Genomic DNA, 19,486 nt, shown 5'->3' on the forward strand with positions numbered 1-19,486 from the left:
TTTGCAATTGTTATAAATTGGTTTTTATGCTTGCTGCTAAGGCTTCAAATTCCTCATTGGACAAGGATACTTTATTTTGAAAACGCATTTCATCCATTTCATTCAACGGAATTAAATGAACATGCGCATGCGGTACTTCGAGTCCTACAACCGCCATTCCGATCCGTTTGCATGGAACGGTTTTTTCAAGGGCAACTGCTATTTTTTTAGAAAATTGCATGAGTCCGATATATAAATCATCTTCGATTTCAAAAATCTTATCAATTTCTTGTTTCGGAATACAAAGTGTGTGTCCTTTTGCATTTGGATTCACATCCAAAAAAGCCAGAAAATTTTCATCCTCCGCAATTTTATAGCACGGAATTTCTCCGTTTATTATTTTTGTAAAAATACTTGACATTGTGAAATTGGTTAATTGTTGAATCGATTAATCGGGTAACCGATTAAAACTTTAATTAGTCGCGTGATATTTCCAAAATTTCGAATTTCAAAACACCATTCGGAACCGTAATTTCAGCAACTTCGCCTACTGATTTGCCTAATAAGCCTTTCCCAATTGGTGAAGTTACAGATATCTTTCCGGTTTTCAAGTCGGCTTCACTTTCTGCTACCAAGGTGTATTTCAATTCCATTCCATTAGTTTGGTTTTTAATTTTCACATTGGATAACACCAAGACTTTAGAAACATCTAAATGAGTTTCATCAATCAATCTGGCGTTAGAATGTACTTCTTCCATTTTAGCAATGCGCATTTCCAGCATTCCTTGTGCTTCTTTGGCGGCATCGTATTCTGCATTCTCAGAAAGGTCGCCTTTATCTCTTGCTTCAGCAATATCCGCAGAGGCTTTTGGACGCATTACGCTTTTTAAATAATCTAATTCTTCTCTTAATTTTTTCAACCCTTCTGCGGTGTAATACGATACTGTACTCATAACTTCTTCCTTTATATAAATAGAAAAAATCCCATCAGGACGGGATTTCTTTCCACAAAGATACTACTATTTTTTTTTGTCTAAAAATATATGTTAATCATATATAATTCAAAGTTAAATAAATTAAATTTGTTTCACTAATACTTTGACTATATTTTAAAATGAAAAAATACGCACTTATTTTTCTTGTCATTCCTTTCCTTTTTTCGTGTAGTGATTCTGGTTTTAACAATACCAATCCGTTTGTACCTAATTATACTTTCGCAGTAGACCTGAACCTAAACTTGCCGGAATACTCTAATCTTAAATTCGTTAGTAATGCGGTTTATGTATCCGGAATAGGCGCTCGAGGAGTTATTGTTTTCAATACAGGCAGTGGCTACAATGCTTTTGATGCCGCATGCCCTAATCAAGCGATAAGTGCCTGCTCCACCATGACCATAAAGGGAATCAATGCCATTTGTGGGTGTGACAGCAAGGAATACAGTCTGTTTACTGGCCAGAGCGATTTACAATATCCCATGAAGCAGTATCGGGTGCAGGTAAATGGAACGGTGCTTCGAGTTTATAATTAAAAAAAAATCCTGACGGTTAAACCATCAGGATTTCTTCATTAAAAGTAAATCATTGTTCTAAAACTTCAACGTCAAACCGGCAAGGAAATTAATTCCTGCTTGTGGGTAATAATACGGATAGATGTCATACATATATCCGTTAGAAACATATTTTTTATCTAAAAAGTTATTCACTAAACCGGTCAACACAATTTCTTTGAAGATGGTTTTAGGTTTAAAAGTGTAGGCAACATTTAAATCATTCACAAAGTAATCTGCCAACTTTGCAGCCGGTAATTCAATGTTGTTCATGTATTGTTCCCCCACAAATTTTTGTAACCATGAAATATGAAGATTTTCCATAGGGGTGTAAACCAAAATATTTCCCACAATAATTGATGGTGAATACGCGATATCAGTAGTTCCGTAATTTTGACCTTCAACAGCTAAATCCAAATTTTTATTAGCACTCAACGTAAAATTAGGACGAATAATCAACTGATCTGTCAACGCTATTGTCGCATCCACTTCCAGTCCTAAACGGTAACTTTTTTCGCTATTGGAGCGTATTGGAGCGCCTACATCATCCAGATTCCCGGTTAAAATCAACTGATCTTTGTACGCCATATAATATACGTTTGTATTGAACTGTACTTTCTCTGCAACGTATCTCCAACCCAATTCAAAGTCATTCAGCTTTTCCGGCTTTACGTTTCCGCCTTCATAATCACTCCTGTTTGGTTCACGATTGGCTCTGGCATAGGATAAATACACGGAATTTCCAGCATTGATCGTATAGGTTAATCCCGTTTTAGGGTTAAAGAAATTGAAAGTATCATCCACAACTGTCGGCTGAACGCCATTCGCCTTGTAATTCACTGATCTATATTGCAAATCTCCAAATAAACTTAGCTGTTCCGTAATTTGGTAATTGGCTTTCGCAAAAACATTTCCGTCCGTTTTATTAGCATAATCATCGTAATACCGATCTCCTAACTCACTCTGTGAAGCATTTCGTGCCCAGATCACTTTTCCAAAATGGTCACCTTCATACTTGTTCCAACCACCACCAAAAATCACATCCAGTTTTTCCTCTTTATAAGTAGCAGAAAAAGTAGTTCCGTAGAAATCATTTTCCAACCATTTTTGACGCACTAAATCCGTTGTTGAAACTCCACCAACGGGCTGTAATCCATAATCAGCAAAATCAGCGTCTTCCTTATAATTTTCAAAAAAACCTTCTCCTCTGGTGTAATGCAACGCAAAATTAGTACTCCATCTTTCAGATATTTTTTCGTTCCAATGCAACTGAGAGTGATCTTGTTGGTAATTATCCGTTTCATTATCATAAAAACGAGCATTTCCTTGCTCGTCAGTAAAAGCACCTGATGAATTAAACGTTCGGTCATTCTGCAGCGTTTCTGCGTCTATTCCGTTCCAAGACTGGTATGTTTTTTCAGTACCTCCAAAAACCAATGCTTTTATCAAAGTCGTTTTGCCTACATACGTCCCTTGCAGAAAATAGGATTTCAAATCAGAAGCGCCACGATCTACAAACCCATCCGACTTAATGGCTGATAGCCGTCCCGCGATTTCAAAATGGTCGTTCATCAAACCCGTACTGAATTTTACGGTATGTTTTCTGGTATTGAAACTACCCAAAGAGTTCGAAATTTCGCCCGAGCTTTCTTTGGCAAAATTATCTGTCAACATGTTTAAACTCGCCCCAAAAGCAGCCGCTCCATTGGTAGACGTTCCTACGCCACGTTGCAATTGTAAACTTTCTAATGATGAAGCAAAGTCAGGCATGTTCACCCAGAAGGTTCCCTGACTTTCAGAATCATTATACGGAATCCCGTTAATGGTCACATTCACCCGGGTAGCATCGCTACCACGGACGCGAATTCCGGTATATCCCACGCCATTTCCCGCATCAGAAGTGGTGACAACTGACGGCAAATAATTCATTAAAATAGGGATATCCTGTCCTAAATTTCGGAATTTGATTTCCTTTTTGTCCAAATTACTGAAACTTACCGGCGTCTTTATAGTGACCCGCACCGCCGAAACCAAGACTTCATCAAGTTGATTTACTTTCGTGGTGTCTTTGACTTGGGAAAAAGAGAGAAAAGAAAATAGAGAAAAGAAAATAGAAAATAGACGAACAGAAAGTTTGTTTGATAGTTTCGTCTTTGCGCTTTTGCGCCTTGTAAAATAAAATAAAGTATTCATCCGTAAATAAGATTACGAATAAAAGGGGGAATTATTCCTTTTGTTAAATTAATAAATGATTGTTTCCTATGACAAATAGATAGTGTGCACGCTATTTTTTTGTCATTTTTTCCCTTAGCGACATTACTCGCCCAGGTTCGTTGGGTATGATCTCAGCTCGTTATTTAGAGCACCCCTTTGAGACAGCGCAAAACTAATTATAAATTGTGAAATATAAATTATGAATTGGAATAAATTTTAAAAATCAGGCTTTCTGCGTGTCTTTTTAACCTCAGACACATTTTTTTTATCCTTTATTCGCTTTCTAATAACCGATTTAGGAATTCTGGTGGGCTTTCTTTCCTTTGGAACAAGCAATGCATTTTTTATCAGTTCCAAAAATCGTTTAATTACAATTTCTTTATTTCTAAACTGACTTCGGTCTTCATCACAATTCAATATTAAAACAGCATCAGTAGTCAATCTGGAGGATAATTTGGTTTCAACCAAAAGTTTCTCTTCTTCGGTTAAAGCCATAGAATTGTGCAAATCAAAACTCAATACTACCTTCGAGGAAACTTTATTTACGTTCTGACCACCAGCTCCACTGCTACGAACGGCTTTAAAATTTAACTCAGATATGATTTTATCTACTTCCATCAATGTTTGTTTTAGGATTGATGCGCCGGTTTCAACAAATCATTCACTGTTTTTACCGGATTAAAAGTAATCAACGGCACTTGAACAAACACAGTCAGCCAGTTTGCCATTGCGCCGTTCCATAAACCTGGCAACTCATATCCTTTGATATTTTTGCCAGCAACATTCTTCTCCACTATAAAACCGCTGTTATAATCCACAAAATCAGTTAGTTCAAATTTCTCGTTTTTGTAATTTTTAATTCCACAAACTAAATCAACGGGATTGAAATGCGTAGCAGCATTCAGAATTGACTTTTGATTATCATCCTCGAAATCAACTTGAGAGCTTTCAACGATTTGCAGTGAAACTCCTCCTTGAATATCACGAACCCAAAATGGACCTCCACCTGGCTCACCTTCATTTTTCACCATTCCACACACACGAATAGGTCTGTTTAAAATAGTTTGCAATTCAATGATTTTAGTTTCTAAATTCTTAGAATAGAAATCATCCTTCATGGTAATGTTTAATTCTTCCTTCAAAAAAAGAACAATTTCATCTAATAACTCAGCTTCTATTGCAACAGAATCTAAAGCATTTAAATAGCTAAAAACGCGTTGTTGAATCTCAATTAATATCCCTGCCAATCCTTTTTTGTACAAAGCAATTTTCTCTAAATTGTTTTGAATTACATTGTCAATGTTTTTGATAAAAACTAGATCAGCCTCTAAATTATTCAAATTCTCAATTAGAGCGCCATGGCCTCCAGGTCTGAAAACTAATTGCCCATTTTCATCTCGGAACGGCTTATTTTTCATAGTAACCGCAAGCGTGTCAGTGCTTTTATTTTGATAAGAGTAACCAACATTAATCGTAACTTCTGAATCTATTTCAATTTTAGACTTAATCAAATCAACGATATCTTCAAAATGTTTTTGATGCGATTCTGAAACCGTAAAATGTAAATCGGAACTATTATTGGAGTTAGAATATTGTGCACACTCCCGCAAATGTTCTTCAACTGGACTTGCAATATGCGTTTTATACTTGTGAAAAGGCAGAATCCCTTTTGGCTTATTTGCAAAATCAAAATAGTCTGATGACAACAGTAATTTTATAAAATAATAATTCTTTAGACTTCGATCCATAGTCTCAAAATTATCAAAGTCAGCTCTCAATTTTTTATCTATAATTTCAAAAAAAGGAAACTTCTCCATACCTACTATAAAAACAGAAAGTTTATTGGCTTTTTTTTGATTTATGTAAGCGTTTATCGATTCATTTTTAACATCAAACTCATTGATAAATTCAATCAAAAATTTAAACATCCTGCTGGCCGCACCTGATGCAGGAACGAATTTAGTTAATCTTAGATCTGATTTATGGGAATCAAAAAAGGCAGCTTTCTCTTGGAAGACTTTCTCCGAAAATTTTAAAATACCATCTGACAATGTCCCTGGACGTACTAAATCTGCTTTTGGTATTCCATTTTTGAAAAAACGTAATTGTTTCTGAATATTTTTAACTAGGATTCCACATTCCTGAATTTGTAAATAGTCCGCTGTTGAAAACCCTAATGTTTTGGCTAAAGTCAAATCATCTACGATGGTAATTGCTTTTTTGAGCCGCAAATCCTTATCACCTGAAATGGTTATAAAAGGTTTGTTATTATCGATCAATGATTGTTTGAACACGGCAAAAACAGATTTCCTGCCGTCAGCTTTGTCTCTTAAATCATCTTTTTCCCAGGGCACATCAATATCCGTCAGAAAAAACAAATCATATTCATGTTCGCGAGCCGCTTCATCTAAGATAGGATCACAATAGTTGTAATACACCTCCGAAAAAACTTTAGTCACCATTAAATTCGTATCACAAAAAAGATATTTGTTAGCAACAAGCGTTCGCTCATTTTCTAGTTTAACTTGACCATAAGCAATTGGTAGCATGTCATCAACAGTACATATTTGCTGACTCGCATCCCATTTTTCTTGCAGATAATCGCGCGCAAATTCAGGAACCCATTCGGTTTTATAATATGCTGCAAGCTGTTTTGACAAAGTAGTTTTGCCAGTGCTTTCGGGGCCAAATAATGCTATTTTTATTATTTTTGCAGCTCCGTTTGAGTGCTGTTTGAGATTTTCTTCCATTCTAAATAGCCAAAAATGGCAACTATTGTAAATATTATATATTGAAAACTGGTAAAAGTGTATCCTTTTGCAAAATACAACGGAATGGAAATTACATCTCCAATAATCCAAAATATCCAATTCTCTACTTTTCTTTTGGCCATGAGCCACATTCCTACAAAGAAAATCCCTGTAATAAATGTGTCTACGTATGCGTACCAAGTGGTGAATTTACCAAAATAATGATAAACTGAAACCACAAAGGCGACAGTAAATATAAAAAGAATTATCGCAATTCGTTTTTCTGTACTCGAAATTTTTGAAATTGAAAATTCTTCGGTATCGTCTTTTTGCCGAGTCCAATGGTACCAGCCATAAATACTCATCACAAAATAATAACCATTGATCATCATATCCCCCCACAAAGTCCACTTCCAAAGCAAATATACAAATATGGAGGTACTTACTAATCCGGTTGGAAAAACTAAAATATTGTCTTTTTTAGCATACCAAACGCTCAGCAGCCCAAAAATCACGGCTACAATTTCTAAAATAATATCTAACGTTGGGTATTCGTTGTATTGTGAAAATAAATATTCTATCATGAATTAGGCGTTAAAAAAATTAATATCCTTTTCAAAAGCAGTTCCTATAATTACTAAATCAGCTCCGGCAGCGTAGGCATCTTGAATTCCCTGCAAATCTACGATCCCGCCGCCAACAAGTAACGGAATTTCAATATTTTGAGCCACTAACGCAATCATATTAAGCGGAACAGCTTGTTTAGCACCACTTCCCGCTTCCAGATAAATCAATTTATTGCCTAACATTTCGCCTGCTTGTGCGGTTGCCAATGTTAAATCAAGATTATTTCTATCTAAAGGAGTAGTTTTACTAACCCGTTCTACGGCAGTTTCCTTGCCACTTCCAATCAGAATATATCCCGTGGAAATAATTTCGAGTTGGGTTTGTTTTAAAATTGGGGCGGCTTTTACTTGATGTTCGATTAAATAATCTGGATTGCGACCAGAAATTAATGACAAAAACAAAATCGCATCGGCTTTATCTGAAATTTGAGATGGGTTTCCTGGAAAAAGAACGATTGGTAAATTACAGTTTTGTTTAATTTTTATAATTAATTCATCGCTAATGCTTGTTGTAACCAAGCTTCCGCCAATGAAAATATGAGTTGCTGGCGATTGATTTATTTTTGAAATTAAAACAGATAAATTCTCTAAAACTACTTTATCAGGATCGAGAAGAATTGCTAATAATTTTTGGTTATTAGTTTTGGCTTTTATTATTTGGCTGTATAGGTTTTCCATGAGTTTTACCGCTAATTCGCAAATTTGCGGCTTGTTTTAATTTTCGAAGGCATAAACCAAAGTGAATTCTTCTATTTCTTCAAAATGGATCTTGAAATATTTTACTAAATTATCAAAATGAAGTTCAGCGATGGTCTGTTTACTTTCTAAATCAAAATCGCAGACACTCATATGGTTTTTGAAACTAATTCCTTTTTCATTTCTAATTTTGAAAATAGCTTCTTTTGCGCCCCAAATAACGGTTAATTTTCGGATATATTCTTGGGTATTGCGCTTCAGGAAATGAAATTCGGATTCACAAAATTTATCGGCAATGCGTATGATTTTGTCTCTTTGCAATTCGATGTCAATTCCTGCGGTTTCATTACTGATAATAATTGCCGCAAAATTATGGGAATGTGTTATTGAAATGTGCTTTCCATCGTGTAAATGTGGTTTTCCAAATTTGTCATAATACAAGTCAAAATCCGTGTACCCAGATTGCTGTAATGCTTTACGAACACTCAGGAAAGCGCGTTGATGCATTTCGGACTTCATTCCGTTTAACCGGAGCTGGTTGCTTGCATTAAGGACAATTTGTTGGTTTAATTCGGCGAAAGGTTCTGTTATTTTCCAAATTAAAATTTGGGTGGTAGCATTGGGATGTATAATTTTATAAAGTGGCATCGTGTTATAATGTTGATTTTTAGCCCCGATAGCAGTGAAAATCCTTTTTATTTTTTTTAAAAAAATAAAAAGATTGCAACGAATAGCGGGAAATAGCTCCTTAAACTGAAAAAGTTCTGCTTGAAGAGATTATTTAGTTAATGTTCAAAAGATTAGCGAATTAAACAATTCATAAATCTTGTGGAAAACAGTAAATTTCTAAAGTTATTGCGTAAATTTGCAAAAAGATGCACCCTAGCCCGAAAGGCGAACAGGTGAAACAATTACAAATATACTATAAATGAGTACAGCAACTATGCCTTATGTGGCTTTCAAAGTAAAAGACATTTCCCTGGCGGCTTGGGGAAGAAAAGAAATTGAATTAGCAGAAGCTGAAATGCCAGGTTTAATGGCGCTTCGTGCGGAATACAAAAATGAACAACCACTAGCTGGCGCTCGTATTGCAGGATGCTTGCACATGACGATCCAGACTGCGGTTTTGATTGAAACTTTAATTGCTCTTGGGGCTGAAGTGACTTGGAGTTCTTGCAACATTTTCTCTACACAAGATCAAGCTGCTGCTGCGATTGCTGCTGCAGGAATTCAAGTGTACGCTTGGAAAGGATTGAATGAGCCTGATTTTGACTGGTGTATTGAGCAAACATTGTTCTTTGGTGAAGACAGAAAACCATTGAACATGATTCTTGATGACGGTGGAGATTTGACTAACATGGTTATTGACCGTTACCCTGAATTAGTTGCTGGAATCAAAGGATTATCAGAAGAAACTACAACTGGAGTTCACAGATTATACGAAAGAGTAAAAGCAGGAACATTACCAATGCCGGCGATCAACGTAAATGACTCGGTTACTAAATCGAAATTTGATAACAAGTACGGTTGTAAAGAATCAGCAGTTGATGCGGTTCGTCGTGCTACTGATATTATGCTTGCTGCAAAAAGAGTAATCGTTTGTGGATACGGTGACGTAGGTAAAGGAACTGCAGCTTCTTTTAGAGGTGCTGGTTCTATTGTTACGGTTACTGAAATTGACCCAATTTGCGCGCTTCAAGCTGCAATGGACGGTTTTGAAGTAAAAAAACTAGATACTGTTATTGCTACTGCTGATATTATCATTACTACTACCGGAAATAAAGATATCGTTTTAGGTTCTCATTTCGAAAAAATGAAAGACAAAACTATCGTTTGCAACATTGGACATTTTGATAACGAAATTGATATGTCTTGGTTGAATACAAACCACGGTGCTTCAAAAATCGAAATCAAACCACAAGTTGACAAATATACTATTGCTGGAAATGACATTATCGTTTTGGCTGAAGGTCGTTTGGTAAACCTTGGTTGTGCTACAGGTCACCCAAGTTTTGTAATGAGTAACTCATTTACTAACCAGACTCTTGCTCAAATCGAATTGTGGAAAAACAGCGCGGCATACAAGAATGACGTATACATGTTACCAAAACACTTAGATGAGAAAGTAGCAATGTTACACTTAGCGAAATTAGGTGTTGAATTAGAAACGTTGCGTACTGAGCAAGCGGATTATATTGGAGTTCCCGTTGAAGGTCCATTCAAACCAGAATATTACAGATATTAGATTTTTGATTAGCGATTGCTGATTTCAGATTTAGAACCCTTGCAGTGATGTGAGGGTTTTTTATTTTCTATGAATATCCATTATTTCCTAATAAATAAAAGCCAGAACCCCTTACTAATATAAGTTTATGGTATCTTTGAGTTCTTAAAATATTTTAGAGAATTCATTTGCCAGACAAACTCTATTTAAAAATTAAAAAAAACCTTAAAAATAAAATTATGAATACTTATACCATTATCGCCCAACTTGTAATAGCGCTGTCTGTAGGTTATGTTTGGATTTTTAGATTTGACAACATTGTGAAAGAATTTAAACAATATGGACTTTCTGATTTAATACGAAATATGGTAGGCGCTTCAAAAATGGTGTTAGCAACATTATTAATAACTGGCATTTGGCATCCAGAACTCGTTTTTATCCCTGCTCTTTTAATGGCTTTTTTAATGGCTTCGGCACAGTATTTTCATTTCAAAGTAAAAAACCCATGGATCAAACACCTTCCTTCTTTATTACTTTTAGCACTATCCCTTTTAGTGGCACTATACGCTTCCAAATAATCAAAATATGAGTTACCTAAACATACTTATTCTATTTTCAGCAACTTCCTTTCTTATTTACGGAATAGCTTATTTTGTATCAACGAATATGAAAAATGAGTTTAAGCGCTTTGGACTTGAAAAATTTGGTCCATTAACAGCTGTTTTAGAATTGGCGGGAGCTATTGGTTTGTTTATTGGCATTCAGAACAACACTATCTTACTTCTGGCCTCAGGAGGATTGGCTTTGTTGATGCTTCTTGGCACTGGAGTTCGCATCAAGATGAAAGATTCTTTATTAATTTCTTTACCAGCATTTTTTTATTTTGTACTGAACACCTACATTTTATATAAGGCTTTAATGTAAATCTATTTGAAATGATTTTATTTATTTGTTACCAAAATACTATTCAATCCGATTTTAAATTAAAAAAAAATACCCGTCTCAATAGAAATTGAAACGGGTATTTTAATAATTGAGAGTACTTAATTAAGCTTCTACTTCAAATGGAAGTATAGATACATAAGATTTGTTATCTCTTTTCTTTTGGAAGAAAACAACTCCATCTACTCTTGCGTGTAGGGTGTGATCTTTACTGATGTAAACATTTGCACCTGGATTATGTTTTGAACCTCTTTGTCTTACGATGATGTTCCCTGCAATAGCAGCTTGTCCACCAAAAATCTTAACGCCTAAACGTTTTGATTCTGATTCTCTACCATTCTTGGAACTACCGACACCTTTCTTGTGAGCCATGACGTATTAGTTTTATTTTGTTATTATTCTTGTGTGTCTTCTTTTTTAGCTTTAGCTACTTTTTTCTTTGGAGCTTCTACTTCTTCAGTAGTTGCTTCAACTGCCGCTTTTTTAGGAGCTGCTTTTTTAGCGCCTGCTGCAGTAATACCTTCGATTACAATTTGAGTAAGATACTGACGGTGTCCGTTTCTCTTTTTGTATCCTTTTCTTCTTTTCTTTTTGAAAACGATAACTTTATCTCCTTTTAAGTGTTGTAACACTTTAGCTTCTACTGAAGCACCTTCTATAGCTGGGGCGCCTATTGTGATTGTACCGTTGTCATCTAACAAATAAACTTTGTCGAAAGAAACTTGAGTTCCTTCTTCATTTGCTAAACGGTGAACGTAAACCTTTAGGTCTTTGCTAACTTTAAACTGTTGCCCTGCTATCTCTACGATTGCATACATAACAAATTGTTTTATAAATTTTTAAGGTTGCAAATATACAATTAAATAATTATCCCGCAATTTGTTGAAGAAAAAAAACACCTTTTACGTCAGAATTTCCTATTTCACAGACTTTTGATGTCGTTTCACAAAACAGCACGCTCAACTAGTGTTAAATTTCTCACACCAATGTGGTTTTTATGTAACAAAAATTTGAAATCACTACTAATATGGTATATTAACAAAATTATTAACCTTATGAAAAATTCATTAATGGCTTTAGGTGCCTTGTTTATGCTAGGGGGAGTCGCTTCTGCGCAGAAAGTAGCTTTTGAAGAATACAAATTAGACAATGGTTTGCATGTGATCTTGCACAACGACCCATCTGCTCCTACCGTGATTACATCTGTAATGTACCATGTGGGTGCCAAAGACGAAAATCCAGAAAGAACAGGTTTTGCTCACTTTTTTGAACATTTACTATTTGAAGGAACCGAAAATATCAAGCGCGGTGAATGGTTTAAAATTGTAACCGGAAATGGCGGTGTGAATAATGCGAACACTACTGATGACAGAACGTATTATTATGAAGTTTTCCCTTCTAACAACCTTGAATTAGGTTTGTGGATGGAAGCAGAAAGAATGTTACACCCAGTGATTAATCAAATTGGTGTAGACACTCAAAACGAAGTAGTGAAAGAAGAAAAAAGACTACGTGTTGACAATCAGCCGTACGGTAACTTTTTGGCAGAAGTGAAAAAGAATATTTTCACAAAACACCCATATCGTTGGGCAACTATTGGTTCCATGAGCCATTTAGACGCTGCCACATTAGAAGAATTTCAGGCTTTCAACAAGAAATTTTACATTCCGAATAATGCTGTTTTGATTGTTGCGGGTGATTTCAAAAAAGAACAAGCGAAGGAATGGATTCAAAAATATTTTGGACCAATCAAAAAAGGAGCTGCTATTCAAAGAGAGACATTTGTTGAAGAACCAATTACTCAAACCATAAAAGCAAAATTTGAAGATGCTAACATCCAAATACCTGCAATTGTAGCAGCGTACAGAACTCCGTCTATGAAAACTAGAGACGCAAGAGTGCTAGATATGATTTCCTCCATTTTAAGTGATGGAAAAAGTTCAAGATTATACAAGAAAATAGTAGATGACAAAAAAATGGCTTTGCAGATTGGTGCTTTTAGCAACAACCAAGAAGATTATGGAAGTTACATTATTTACGGTTTGCCACAAGCTCCAAATACAACCGAGAATATTCTTGCCGAAATTGACTTGGAAATCGTAAAACTACAAACAGAACTGATTTCTGAAAGAGATTTACAAAAACTGCAAAATAAATTCGAAAACCAATATGTAAACAGCAACTCAACTATTGACGGTATTGCTGACAATCTGGCTTCTTATCATTTGTTATACGGCGATGTAAACTTAATCAACACTGAAATCGAAATCTATCATTCTATCACTCGTGAAGAAATCAGAGATGTTGCCAAGAAATATTTAAATCCAAACCAAAGATTAGTTTTGGATTACGTTCCATCTAAAGACAAAGCTCAAAACTAAGATATATCATTATGAAAAAATCAATATTAATTTTATCAAGCTTGTTCGTAACCGTACTTATGCAAGGACAAATTATACCTCAGCCAAAACCGGGAGTAGCTCCATCAATAAAAATTGGAAAACCGATAACCTTTGAATTAAAAAATGGCTTGAAAGTTATGGTAGTCGAAAACCATAAATTGCCAAGAGTAGCATTCAGCCTTACTTTAGACAATGATCCGTATGCTGAAGGCGACAAAAAAGGTGTTGCTGACATGACCAGTACATTAATTGGAAGTGGTACCACCAAAATTTCTAAAACAGCTTTCAATGAAGAAGTAGATTTCCTAGGTGCCAACATCAATTTTAGTTCAAATGGTGCATCAGCAAGTGCGTTATCTAAATATTCAGGAAGAGTTTTAGAATTAATGGCCGATGGTGCATTAAATCCAAATTTCACTCAAGAAGAATTTGACAAGGAAAGAACAAAACTTATTGAAGGCTTAAAAGCCAATGAAAAAAGCGTTTCCGCAGTAGCCGCAAGAGTTGTAGATGTTTTGACCTACGGAAAAAATCATCCTGCAGGCGAATATGTAAGCGAAACAACGTTGAAGAACGTAACTCTTACAGATGTAAAAGCAAATTACGCTACTTATTTTGTTCCAAGTAATGCATACCTGATTATTGTTGGTGATGTGAAATTCACCGAAACGAAAAAAATGGTAGAAAAATTCTTTGGTTCATGGAAAAAAGCGTCAGCGCCTTCAATTTCGTACAGTGATCCAAAAGATGTAGTTTCTTCACAAATCAACTTTATTGATATGCCCAATGCAGTACAATCTGAAGTTGCGGTAATAAACATGTCAAATCTTAAAATGACAGATCCAGATTATTTTGCTGTTTTGATCGCAAACCAAATCCTTGGAGGAGATTTTAATAGCTACATTAATATGAATTTAAGAGAAGATCATGGATGGACGTATGGCGCAAGAACTAGCATTTACGGAGACAAACGCATCTCTACTTTCAATGCTTCTACTCAAGTTCGTAATGCTGTAACAGATAGTACTGTTGTTGAAATTTTCAAAGAATTCAAAAAAATCAGAACTGAAAAAGTGACTGATGAAATGTTAGCCAGCGTAAAAGCAGGATACATAGGACGATTTGTAATGCAAATTGAAAAACCACAAACAGTAGCAGGATACGCTTTGAGAATTCAAACGCAAAGTTTACCGGCTGATTTCTACGAAAACTACATCAGAAATATCAGTGCCGTAACTGCAGAGGATATTTTGAGAGTTTCTAATAAGTACTTCTTGGCAGACAATAGCAGAATTGTAATTGTAGGAAAAGCAGCTGATGTAGCTCCTGGTTTAGAAAAATTAAAATTTCCGGTATCGTACTTTGATAAATACGGAAACCCAACGGTTAAACCTGAATTTAAAAAACCAGTTCCAGCTGGAGTTACTGCCAAAAGTGTTATCGATAATTACATCAAAGCTATTGGTGGTGAAAAAGCAGCAATGGCCGTGAAAACAATTGTAATGAATGGAACTACAACAATTCCGCAAGCACCTTCTCCATTAAATTTTACATCAAAAATTGATGCCAAAGGAAAACTAATGGTTGAATTAGCCATGGGAACAATGAGCATAATGAAACAAGTAGTAAATGAAAAAGGAGCTTACGTAATGCAACAAGGGCAACGCCAAAACATCGAAGGAACGACGCTTACAGACATGAGAGCGGCTGCAACACCTTTTGAAGAATTAACTCTTTCTAAGAAACAAGGGTTAACTTTAGAAACAATCGAGTCTATCAATGGCAAAGACGCTTACGCTGTTAAAAACGGAAAAACTACTCTATTCTATGATGTAACTACTGGTTTAAAATTAGCTGAAGCTAAAGTGGTAGAACAAGGTGGTCAAAGCATCACACAAACCACAAATTATGGGGATTATAAAGAAGTAAAAGGCATTAAAGTTCCTTTTAACATCATCCAAAATGTAGGTTTTGAATTGGACATAAAAATGTCTGATGTAAAAATCAATGAAGGTGTTACCGATTCTGATTTTTTATAATCAAATCTAAATTAAAGAATAAAGGCTGTCTATTTTAGGCAGCCTTTATTGTTTTAAACCATATAAGTTTTTCAAACGGAATATTAAATACTATTTCTTAGCTGACAAATAAACGCCGATCAAAATAATAAAAGCACCAAAAAACTGAACTGACGTAAGCATTTCATTGTCTAATAATCCCCAACTAAAAGCAACTACGGGAATCAAATAGGTTACCGAAGTAGCAAAAACCGGCGAAGACATCTGAATCAGTTTAAAAAATAGAATATTCGCAATTCCTGTTCCTACAACTCCAAGAACTATAATAAATAAAACTGATTCCTGAACTTTCACATGATGAACCACTTCAAAGAAACCAGAGAAAAACAAAATGATAAATGCCGGAAAAACCAACATCATAAAATTACCCGTAGTAATGCTCACTGGACTCAAATCATGCAAATATTTTTTAATTAAATTCACGTTGACAGCATAGCATACCGAAGCTATTAAAACTAAAATCGCATAATAATAATTCTGTTCCGGATGATGCATCGCGCCATTCAAGATCAGCAAAACACTTCCCAGTAAACCAATCAGAATTCCAAAAATCTGCTTTCGTTTAAATTCCAGTCCAAAAACCAAAGCACCCAGAATTAAGGTATTCAAAGGAGTCAGCGAATTCAAAATAGAACTTACTGAACTATCAATTTCTGTTTGTGCAATCGCAAACAAATAAGCCGGAATAAATGTCCCGAATAAAGAAGTTAAGGCAATATATTTCCATTTGTGAGTTGGTATTTTTGATAAACTTTTAAACCCAATTACTATTAAAAAAACGGCTGCAAAAATGATTCGCAACGATCCCAATTGTAATGCTGTCAATCCTATTAATCCTTTTTTTATTAGTATGAATGAGCTTCCCCAAACTAGGGCAAGAACCATCAAATACACCCATTTTAACTGCTTCAATTCCATAAAAATAATTTTGCTCAAAATTGTAATTATTTTATGAATTAGTCCTTCTTTTTTTAATTAATTTTGTAATTCATATTTACGTATTTAATCTTCAAAATTTACATCATGATAAATTTCAAAAAATCAATCGCAACGCTAGTACTTACAAGTGTTTTATTTGTAGGTTGCAAAGAAAAAGAAACGAATATCGCTTCAAAAGAAACTGCAAAAACAGAAGCTCCAAAAGTTAAAAAAGAAATTGCAGCTGCAAATCTTCAAACGGCGAATTTCTCTGTAGAAGGAATGTCATGTGCCATAGGTTGCGCCAAAACGATTCAAGAAGATTTAAATGCGATGGAAGGTGTACAAAAAGCAACAGTAGATTTTGAAACAAAACAAGCCATTGTGACTTTTGACAAAACAATTCAAACCCCAGAAAAACTAACTACAGTTGTTGAAGCTGCTGCTGATGGTAAAACATACAAAGTTTCGAATATGAAGTCATAATTCAGACTTTTAAATTGCATAAAAAAAGCATTCTCTTAATGGTAATGCTTTTTTTTGAACCATATAAGTCCTTGAAGGTCATTTAATAAAACTCGAAATTTAGTCTTCACAAGCGCTAATTTTAACTTAAATGACCTATCTGTTATGATAAATTATTGATTGTCTGGCAAAAAATCTATAAATAGCTCAAATGATTACTTCCACTTCAGGGTTTCCATTAGTCGCTGCATGTCATTTTTGATATAACTTGCTGCCGGCATAATTGAGTCATAATTGGGTTTCGCATAAAAATAAACAGAACCCGTTACAAAATGACTAGTGCTGTCCGTAGCATAAAACTGTGAATTTGTTGCGGCATTTCCTTCAACCTGATAAAACATTCCAAATACTTTTTTATCGGAATTGAGATAAGGCTGCTCCAGAATATCATCTGCTTTTATGACGTGTTCGTATGTCAATTTTTGTGCATCTCGCAACAATTCATTAATGTTTTTAGTGACTGGTTTATAGGTGAGATATATTGTCGCCTTCATTTTTGGATAGGTAATTGTAAAACCGCAATTAGGCTCTTTTTTTATAACGGCATCTGAGTTCATTTCAAAAGCAAAAGGACATTCATTCTCAAAATTTACGTATTTCGCTTCTGGATAATCCAAACGCAAATAACTTGATGGTTTTGGAATTACATCATCTTTGCAACTAAAAACCAACACTGACATAAGTGTTATAACCAAGAAAGGAATTATTTTTTTAAACATTGCTATTCTACATTTATTTAATCTTATTTTAAAAAAAATATTTCAAAAAAATTCTTATTCCGCTAGAGAAACTTTGAAAGTGGATTTATTCAATCGTTACTTTTATTTGTTTTACTCGTTTTTTATCCACCGCTTCTACGGTAAAGAGACAATTTCCGAACGAAATTTTCTGATCTTTTTTAGGGAAATTACCAAGGATTTCCAAAATAAATCCAGCTAATGTTTCCGCTTCTCCTTTTTTAATTTCAAATAATTCTTCGTCAACATCAATAATTCTAAAGAAATCTCGCAAGTTTATTTTTCCTTCAAAAAGGTAATTTTTTTCGTCAATTTGAGAAAAAGTAATATGCTCATCATCAAATTCATCGCTGATATCGCCCACAATTTCTTCAATAACATCTTCCAAAGAAACTAATCCTGACGTTCCTCCATATTCATCAACTACAATCGCTAAATGACTTTTCATATTCTGAAAGTCTTTTAGTAAATTATCTAACTTCTTGTTTTCAGGAACAAAAAAAGGCTCTCGCAATAATTCTTTCCAGTCAAATTCATTTGTATTGATGTGCGGAAGTAAATCCTTGACAAACAAAACGCCTTCTATTTGATCTATATTGTCCCGATATACCGGAATTCTGGAATATCCTTTTTCTATAATTTTTGGACAAATGGCAGCAAACGATTCTTCTATTTCAAGAGCAAAAATATCAATTCGAGGACTCATTACCTGGCGGGTATCCGTACTACCAAAGCTCACAATCCCTTCTAATATTTTTTGCTCCTCAGATGAGGTTTCATCTGAAGCCGTAAGCTCTAGCGCCTGTGATAATTGATCAACAGAAAAACTTGTTTTTTGCTTGCCTAACTTATTGTGCAAATATATTGTTGCTGCACGCATTGGTAAACTAATAGGCGTCAAAAGCTTATCTAAAAAGAAAACAGGATAGGCAATAAGCTTTGCAAACTTCGAGTTGTTTCTGCTGGCATATACTTTAGGCAAAACTTCTCCAAATAATAAAATCAAAAAAGTGACTACTAGCACCTCTAAAATAAATTTTAAAAGCGGTGTTGTTATCGCTGCAAACATACTTTTTCCAACGTATGAGAACAAAATTACAATGGCTATGTTGATAAAGTTATTAGCAACAAGTAGCGTAGCCAATAGTTTTTTGGGTTTTTCCAGAAGTTCTGAAATGATTTTTCCTTTAGAATCATTCTGCTGAATGGTTTCATCGATTTCTTTTTGGGACAATGAAAACAAAGCTACTTCGGCACCTGATATTAATGCGGAACAAAACAGTAAAATAATTATTCCCGATAAGCCAAACGCAAGGTTAGTATCAATAACGTAGGCAAAAAGTAAACTGGGCTCTGAGTCCAAATTGGTGAAGATTAGTTAAACAATCAAAACGGCAAGTCATTTATAGGCAAGACATTCTTTTCGGTGTCAAAATTAGTGTTTTTCGGAACAGCAGGTACAGGAATTTGTTTATTACTTTCAGCATCTTTCTTAGTGGAAAGAAAAGTAAATTCAGTTACCTGAATTTCAGAAGTGTGTTTTGTGCTTCCATCCTCTGACTGCCATTGACGAGACTTAATGCGCCCTTCTACATATATTTTGTCTCCTTTAGAAAGGTATTTTTCACAAAGCTCCGCCGCCTTATTGCGAACAACTAAGTTGTGCCACTCCGTAGAAGTGATTTTTTCATTGGTAGTTTTATTGATATATACTTCGTTTGTGGCCAACTGAAATCGTCCGATACAATTGCCCCCGTCAAAATAATGCATTTTGATATCGTCCCCAAGAAAACCAATTAGCATAACTTTATTTACTGTTCCGTTCATTTAAAATATAGTATTTAATCAA

The 19,486-nt window shown here is 34.9% G+C and carries 21 protein-coding genes; 7 read left to right on the top strand and 14 right to left on the bottom strand.

The genetic code is table 11. The features are described 5' to 3' along the window. Positions 1-10 precede the first annotated feature (10 nt). Together ACEN2F_RS04235 and greA are read right to left on the bottom strand one after the other, a co-directional pair. On the bottom strand, positions 11-400 hold the full coding sequence (locus tag ACEN2F_RS04235; RefSeq protein ID WP_126515152.1) for an HIT family protein: 390 nt from the start codon (positions 398-400) through the stop codon (positions 11-13). 55 nt (positions 401-455) lie between these two features. Beyond that, entirely contained in the window at positions 456-932 is a 477-nt protein-coding gene (greA, locus tag ACEN2F_RS04240; RefSeq protein ID WP_441736446.1) for a transcription elongation factor GreA, read from the bottom strand. Between the two features lie 161 nt (positions 933-1,093). On the opposite strand from greA, the gene ACEN2F_RS04245 reads away from it, so the two are divergent. Continuing rightward, complete coding sequence (locus ACEN2F_RS04245) at positions 1,094-1,507, top strand: hypothetical protein (RefSeq protein WP_441736448.1); 414 nt, start codon at positions 1,094-1,096, stop codon at positions 1,505-1,507. 57 nt (positions 1,508-1,564) lie between these two features. On the opposite strand, the gene ACEN2F_RS04250 is transcribed toward ACEN2F_RS04245, so the two are convergent. The 6 genes from ACEN2F_RS04250 to ACEN2F_RS04275 all read right to left on the bottom strand — a co-directional run bounded on the left by ACEN2F_RS04250 (position 1,565) and on the right by ACEN2F_RS04275 (position 8,459). Further along, positions 1,565-3,718, bottom strand: a complete 2,154-nt coding sequence (locus ACEN2F_RS04250) for a TonB-dependent receptor (protein WP_441736449.1) — start codon at positions 3,716-3,718, stop codon at positions 1,565-1,567. Between the two features lie 237 nt (positions 3,719-3,955). Beyond that, positions 3,956-4,357, bottom strand: coding sequence for an alternative ribosome rescue aminoacyl-tRNA hydrolase ArfB (gene arfB, locus ACEN2F_RS04255; RefSeq protein WP_441736451.1), 402 nt, complete (start codon positions 4,355-4,357; stop codon positions 3,956-3,958). Between the two features lie 11 nt (positions 4,358-4,368). Next, a complete protein-coding gene (locus ACEN2F_RS04260) occupies positions 4,369-6,489 on the bottom strand; it encodes a DUF4301 family protein (protein WP_441736453.1) in 2,121 nt (706 codons plus the stop codon). Next, positions 6,444-7,073 (bottom strand): nicotinamide riboside transporter PnuC, encoded by a 630-nt coding sequence (gene pnuC / locus ACEN2F_RS04265; RefSeq protein ID WP_441736455.1) that lies wholly within the window; start codon positions 7,071-7,073, stop codon positions 6,444-6,446. Before pnuC ends, ACEN2F_RS04260 begins: the two co-directional genes overlap by 46 nt. A 3-nt stretch (positions 7,074-7,076) precedes the next feature. Then, complete coding sequence (locus tag ACEN2F_RS04270) at positions 7,077-7,793, bottom strand: geranylgeranylglyceryl/heptaprenylglyceryl phosphate synthase (protein WP_441736457.1); 717 nt, start codon at positions 7,791-7,793, stop codon at positions 7,077-7,079. Positions 7,794-7,829: 36 nt separating this feature from the next. Then, positions 7,830-8,459 (bottom strand): 4'-phosphopantetheinyl transferase family protein, encoded by a 630-nt coding sequence (locus ACEN2F_RS04275; RefSeq protein ID WP_441736459.1) that lies wholly within the window; start codon positions 8,457-8,459, stop codon positions 7,830-7,832. Between the two features lie 280 nt (positions 8,460-8,739). Between ACEN2F_RS04275 and ahcY the strand changes: the two genes are divergently transcribed. The 3 genes from ahcY to ACEN2F_RS04290 all read left to right on the top strand — a co-directional run bounded on the left by ahcY (position 8,740) and on the right by ACEN2F_RS04290 (position 10,959). Next, complete coding sequence (gene ahcY / locus ACEN2F_RS04280) at positions 8,740-10,056, top strand: adenosylhomocysteinase (protein ID WP_441736461.1); 1,317 nt, start codon at positions 8,740-8,742, stop codon at positions 10,054-10,056. A gap of 218 nt (positions 10,057-10,274) precedes the next feature. Beyond that, positions 10,275-10,613: a DoxX family protein gene (locus ACEN2F_RS04285; protein WP_441736463.1), complete on the top strand. Its 339-nt coding sequence runs from the start codon at positions 10,275-10,277 to the stop codon at positions 10,611-10,613. A gap of 7 nt (positions 10,614-10,620) precedes the next feature. Next, positions 10,621-10,959 carry a DoxX family protein gene (locus ACEN2F_RS04290; RefSeq protein ID WP_441736465.1) on the top strand — a complete coding sequence of 113 codons (339 nt, stop codon included), beginning with the start codon at positions 10,621-10,623 and terminating at the stop codon, positions 10,957-10,959. A gap of 123 nt (positions 10,960-11,082) precedes the next feature. Here ACEN2F_RS04290 and rpmA read toward each other — a convergent pair whose 3' ends face one another. Beyond that, positions 11,083-11,349 carry a 50S ribosomal protein L27 gene (rpmA, locus tag ACEN2F_RS04295; protein ID WP_086453627.1) on the bottom strand — a complete coding sequence of 89 codons (267 nt, stop codon included), beginning with the start codon at positions 11,347-11,349 and terminating at the stop codon, positions 11,083-11,085. A 23-nt stretch (positions 11,350-11,372) separates the two neighbouring features. Then, positions 11,373-11,795, bottom strand: coding sequence for a 50S ribosomal protein L21 (gene rplU, locus ACEN2F_RS04300; protein ID WP_441736468.1), 423 nt, complete (start codon positions 11,793-11,795; stop codon positions 11,373-11,375). 237 nt (positions 11,796-12,032) lie between these two features. Between rplU and ACEN2F_RS04305 the strand changes: the two genes are divergently transcribed. Both ACEN2F_RS04305 and ACEN2F_RS04310 read left to right on the top strand, forming a co-directional pair. Continuing rightward, the gene (locus ACEN2F_RS04305; RefSeq protein WP_441736470.1) at positions 12,033-13,358 is read left to right on the top strand and encodes a M16 family metallopeptidase; all 1,326 of its coding nucleotides are present in this window, start codon (positions 12,033-12,035) and stop codon (positions 13,356-13,358) included. A gap of 11 nt (positions 13,359-13,369) precedes the next feature. Further along, on the top strand, positions 13,370-15,418 hold the full coding sequence (locus tag ACEN2F_RS04310) for a M16 family metallopeptidase (protein ID WP_441736472.1): 2,049 nt from the start codon (positions 13,370-13,372) through the stop codon (positions 15,416-15,418). A gap of 90 nt (positions 15,419-15,508) precedes the next feature. On the opposite strand, the gene ACEN2F_RS04315 is transcribed toward ACEN2F_RS04310, so the two are convergent. Beyond that, positions 15,509-16,375 (bottom strand): DMT family transporter, encoded by an 867-nt coding sequence (locus ACEN2F_RS04315; protein ID WP_441736833.1) that lies wholly within the window; start codon positions 16,373-16,375, stop codon positions 15,509-15,511. Between the two features lie 105 nt (positions 16,376-16,480). Between ACEN2F_RS04315 and ACEN2F_RS04320 the strand changes: the two genes are divergently transcribed. After that, positions 16,481-16,861 (top strand): heavy-metal-associated domain-containing protein, encoded by a 381-nt coding sequence (locus tag ACEN2F_RS04320; protein WP_441736474.1) that lies wholly within the window; start codon positions 16,481-16,483, stop codon positions 16,859-16,861. Between the two features lie 194 nt (positions 16,862-17,055). Here the strand turns inward: ACEN2F_RS04320 and gldD are convergent, their stop codons facing one another. From gldD to ACEN2F_RS04335, 3 genes are all read right to left on the bottom strand, one after another. Further along, positions 17,056-17,619: a gliding motility lipoprotein GldD gene (gene gldD / locus ACEN2F_RS04325; protein ID WP_441736476.1), complete on the bottom strand. Its 564-nt coding sequence runs from the start codon at positions 17,617-17,619 to the stop codon at positions 17,056-17,058. Between the two features lie 85 nt (positions 17,620-17,704). Beyond that, positions 17,705-19,000, bottom strand: coding sequence for a gliding motility-associated protein GldE (locus ACEN2F_RS04330; protein ID WP_441736478.1), 1,296 nt, complete (start codon positions 18,998-19,000; stop codon positions 17,705-17,707). Positions 19,001-19,023: 23 nt separating this feature from the next. Beyond that, positions 19,024-19,464, bottom strand: a complete 441-nt coding sequence (locus ACEN2F_RS04335) for a single-stranded DNA-binding protein (RefSeq protein WP_441736480.1) — start codon at positions 19,462-19,464, stop codon at positions 19,024-19,026. Positions 19,465-19,486 lie beyond the last annotated feature (22 nt).

Source organism: Flavobacterium sp. W20_MBD1_R3, from assembly GCF_052119725.1.
In the GTDB taxonomy this organism is placed as follows: Bacteria; Bacteroidota; Bacteroidia; order Flavobacteriales; family Flavobacteriaceae; genus Flavobacterium.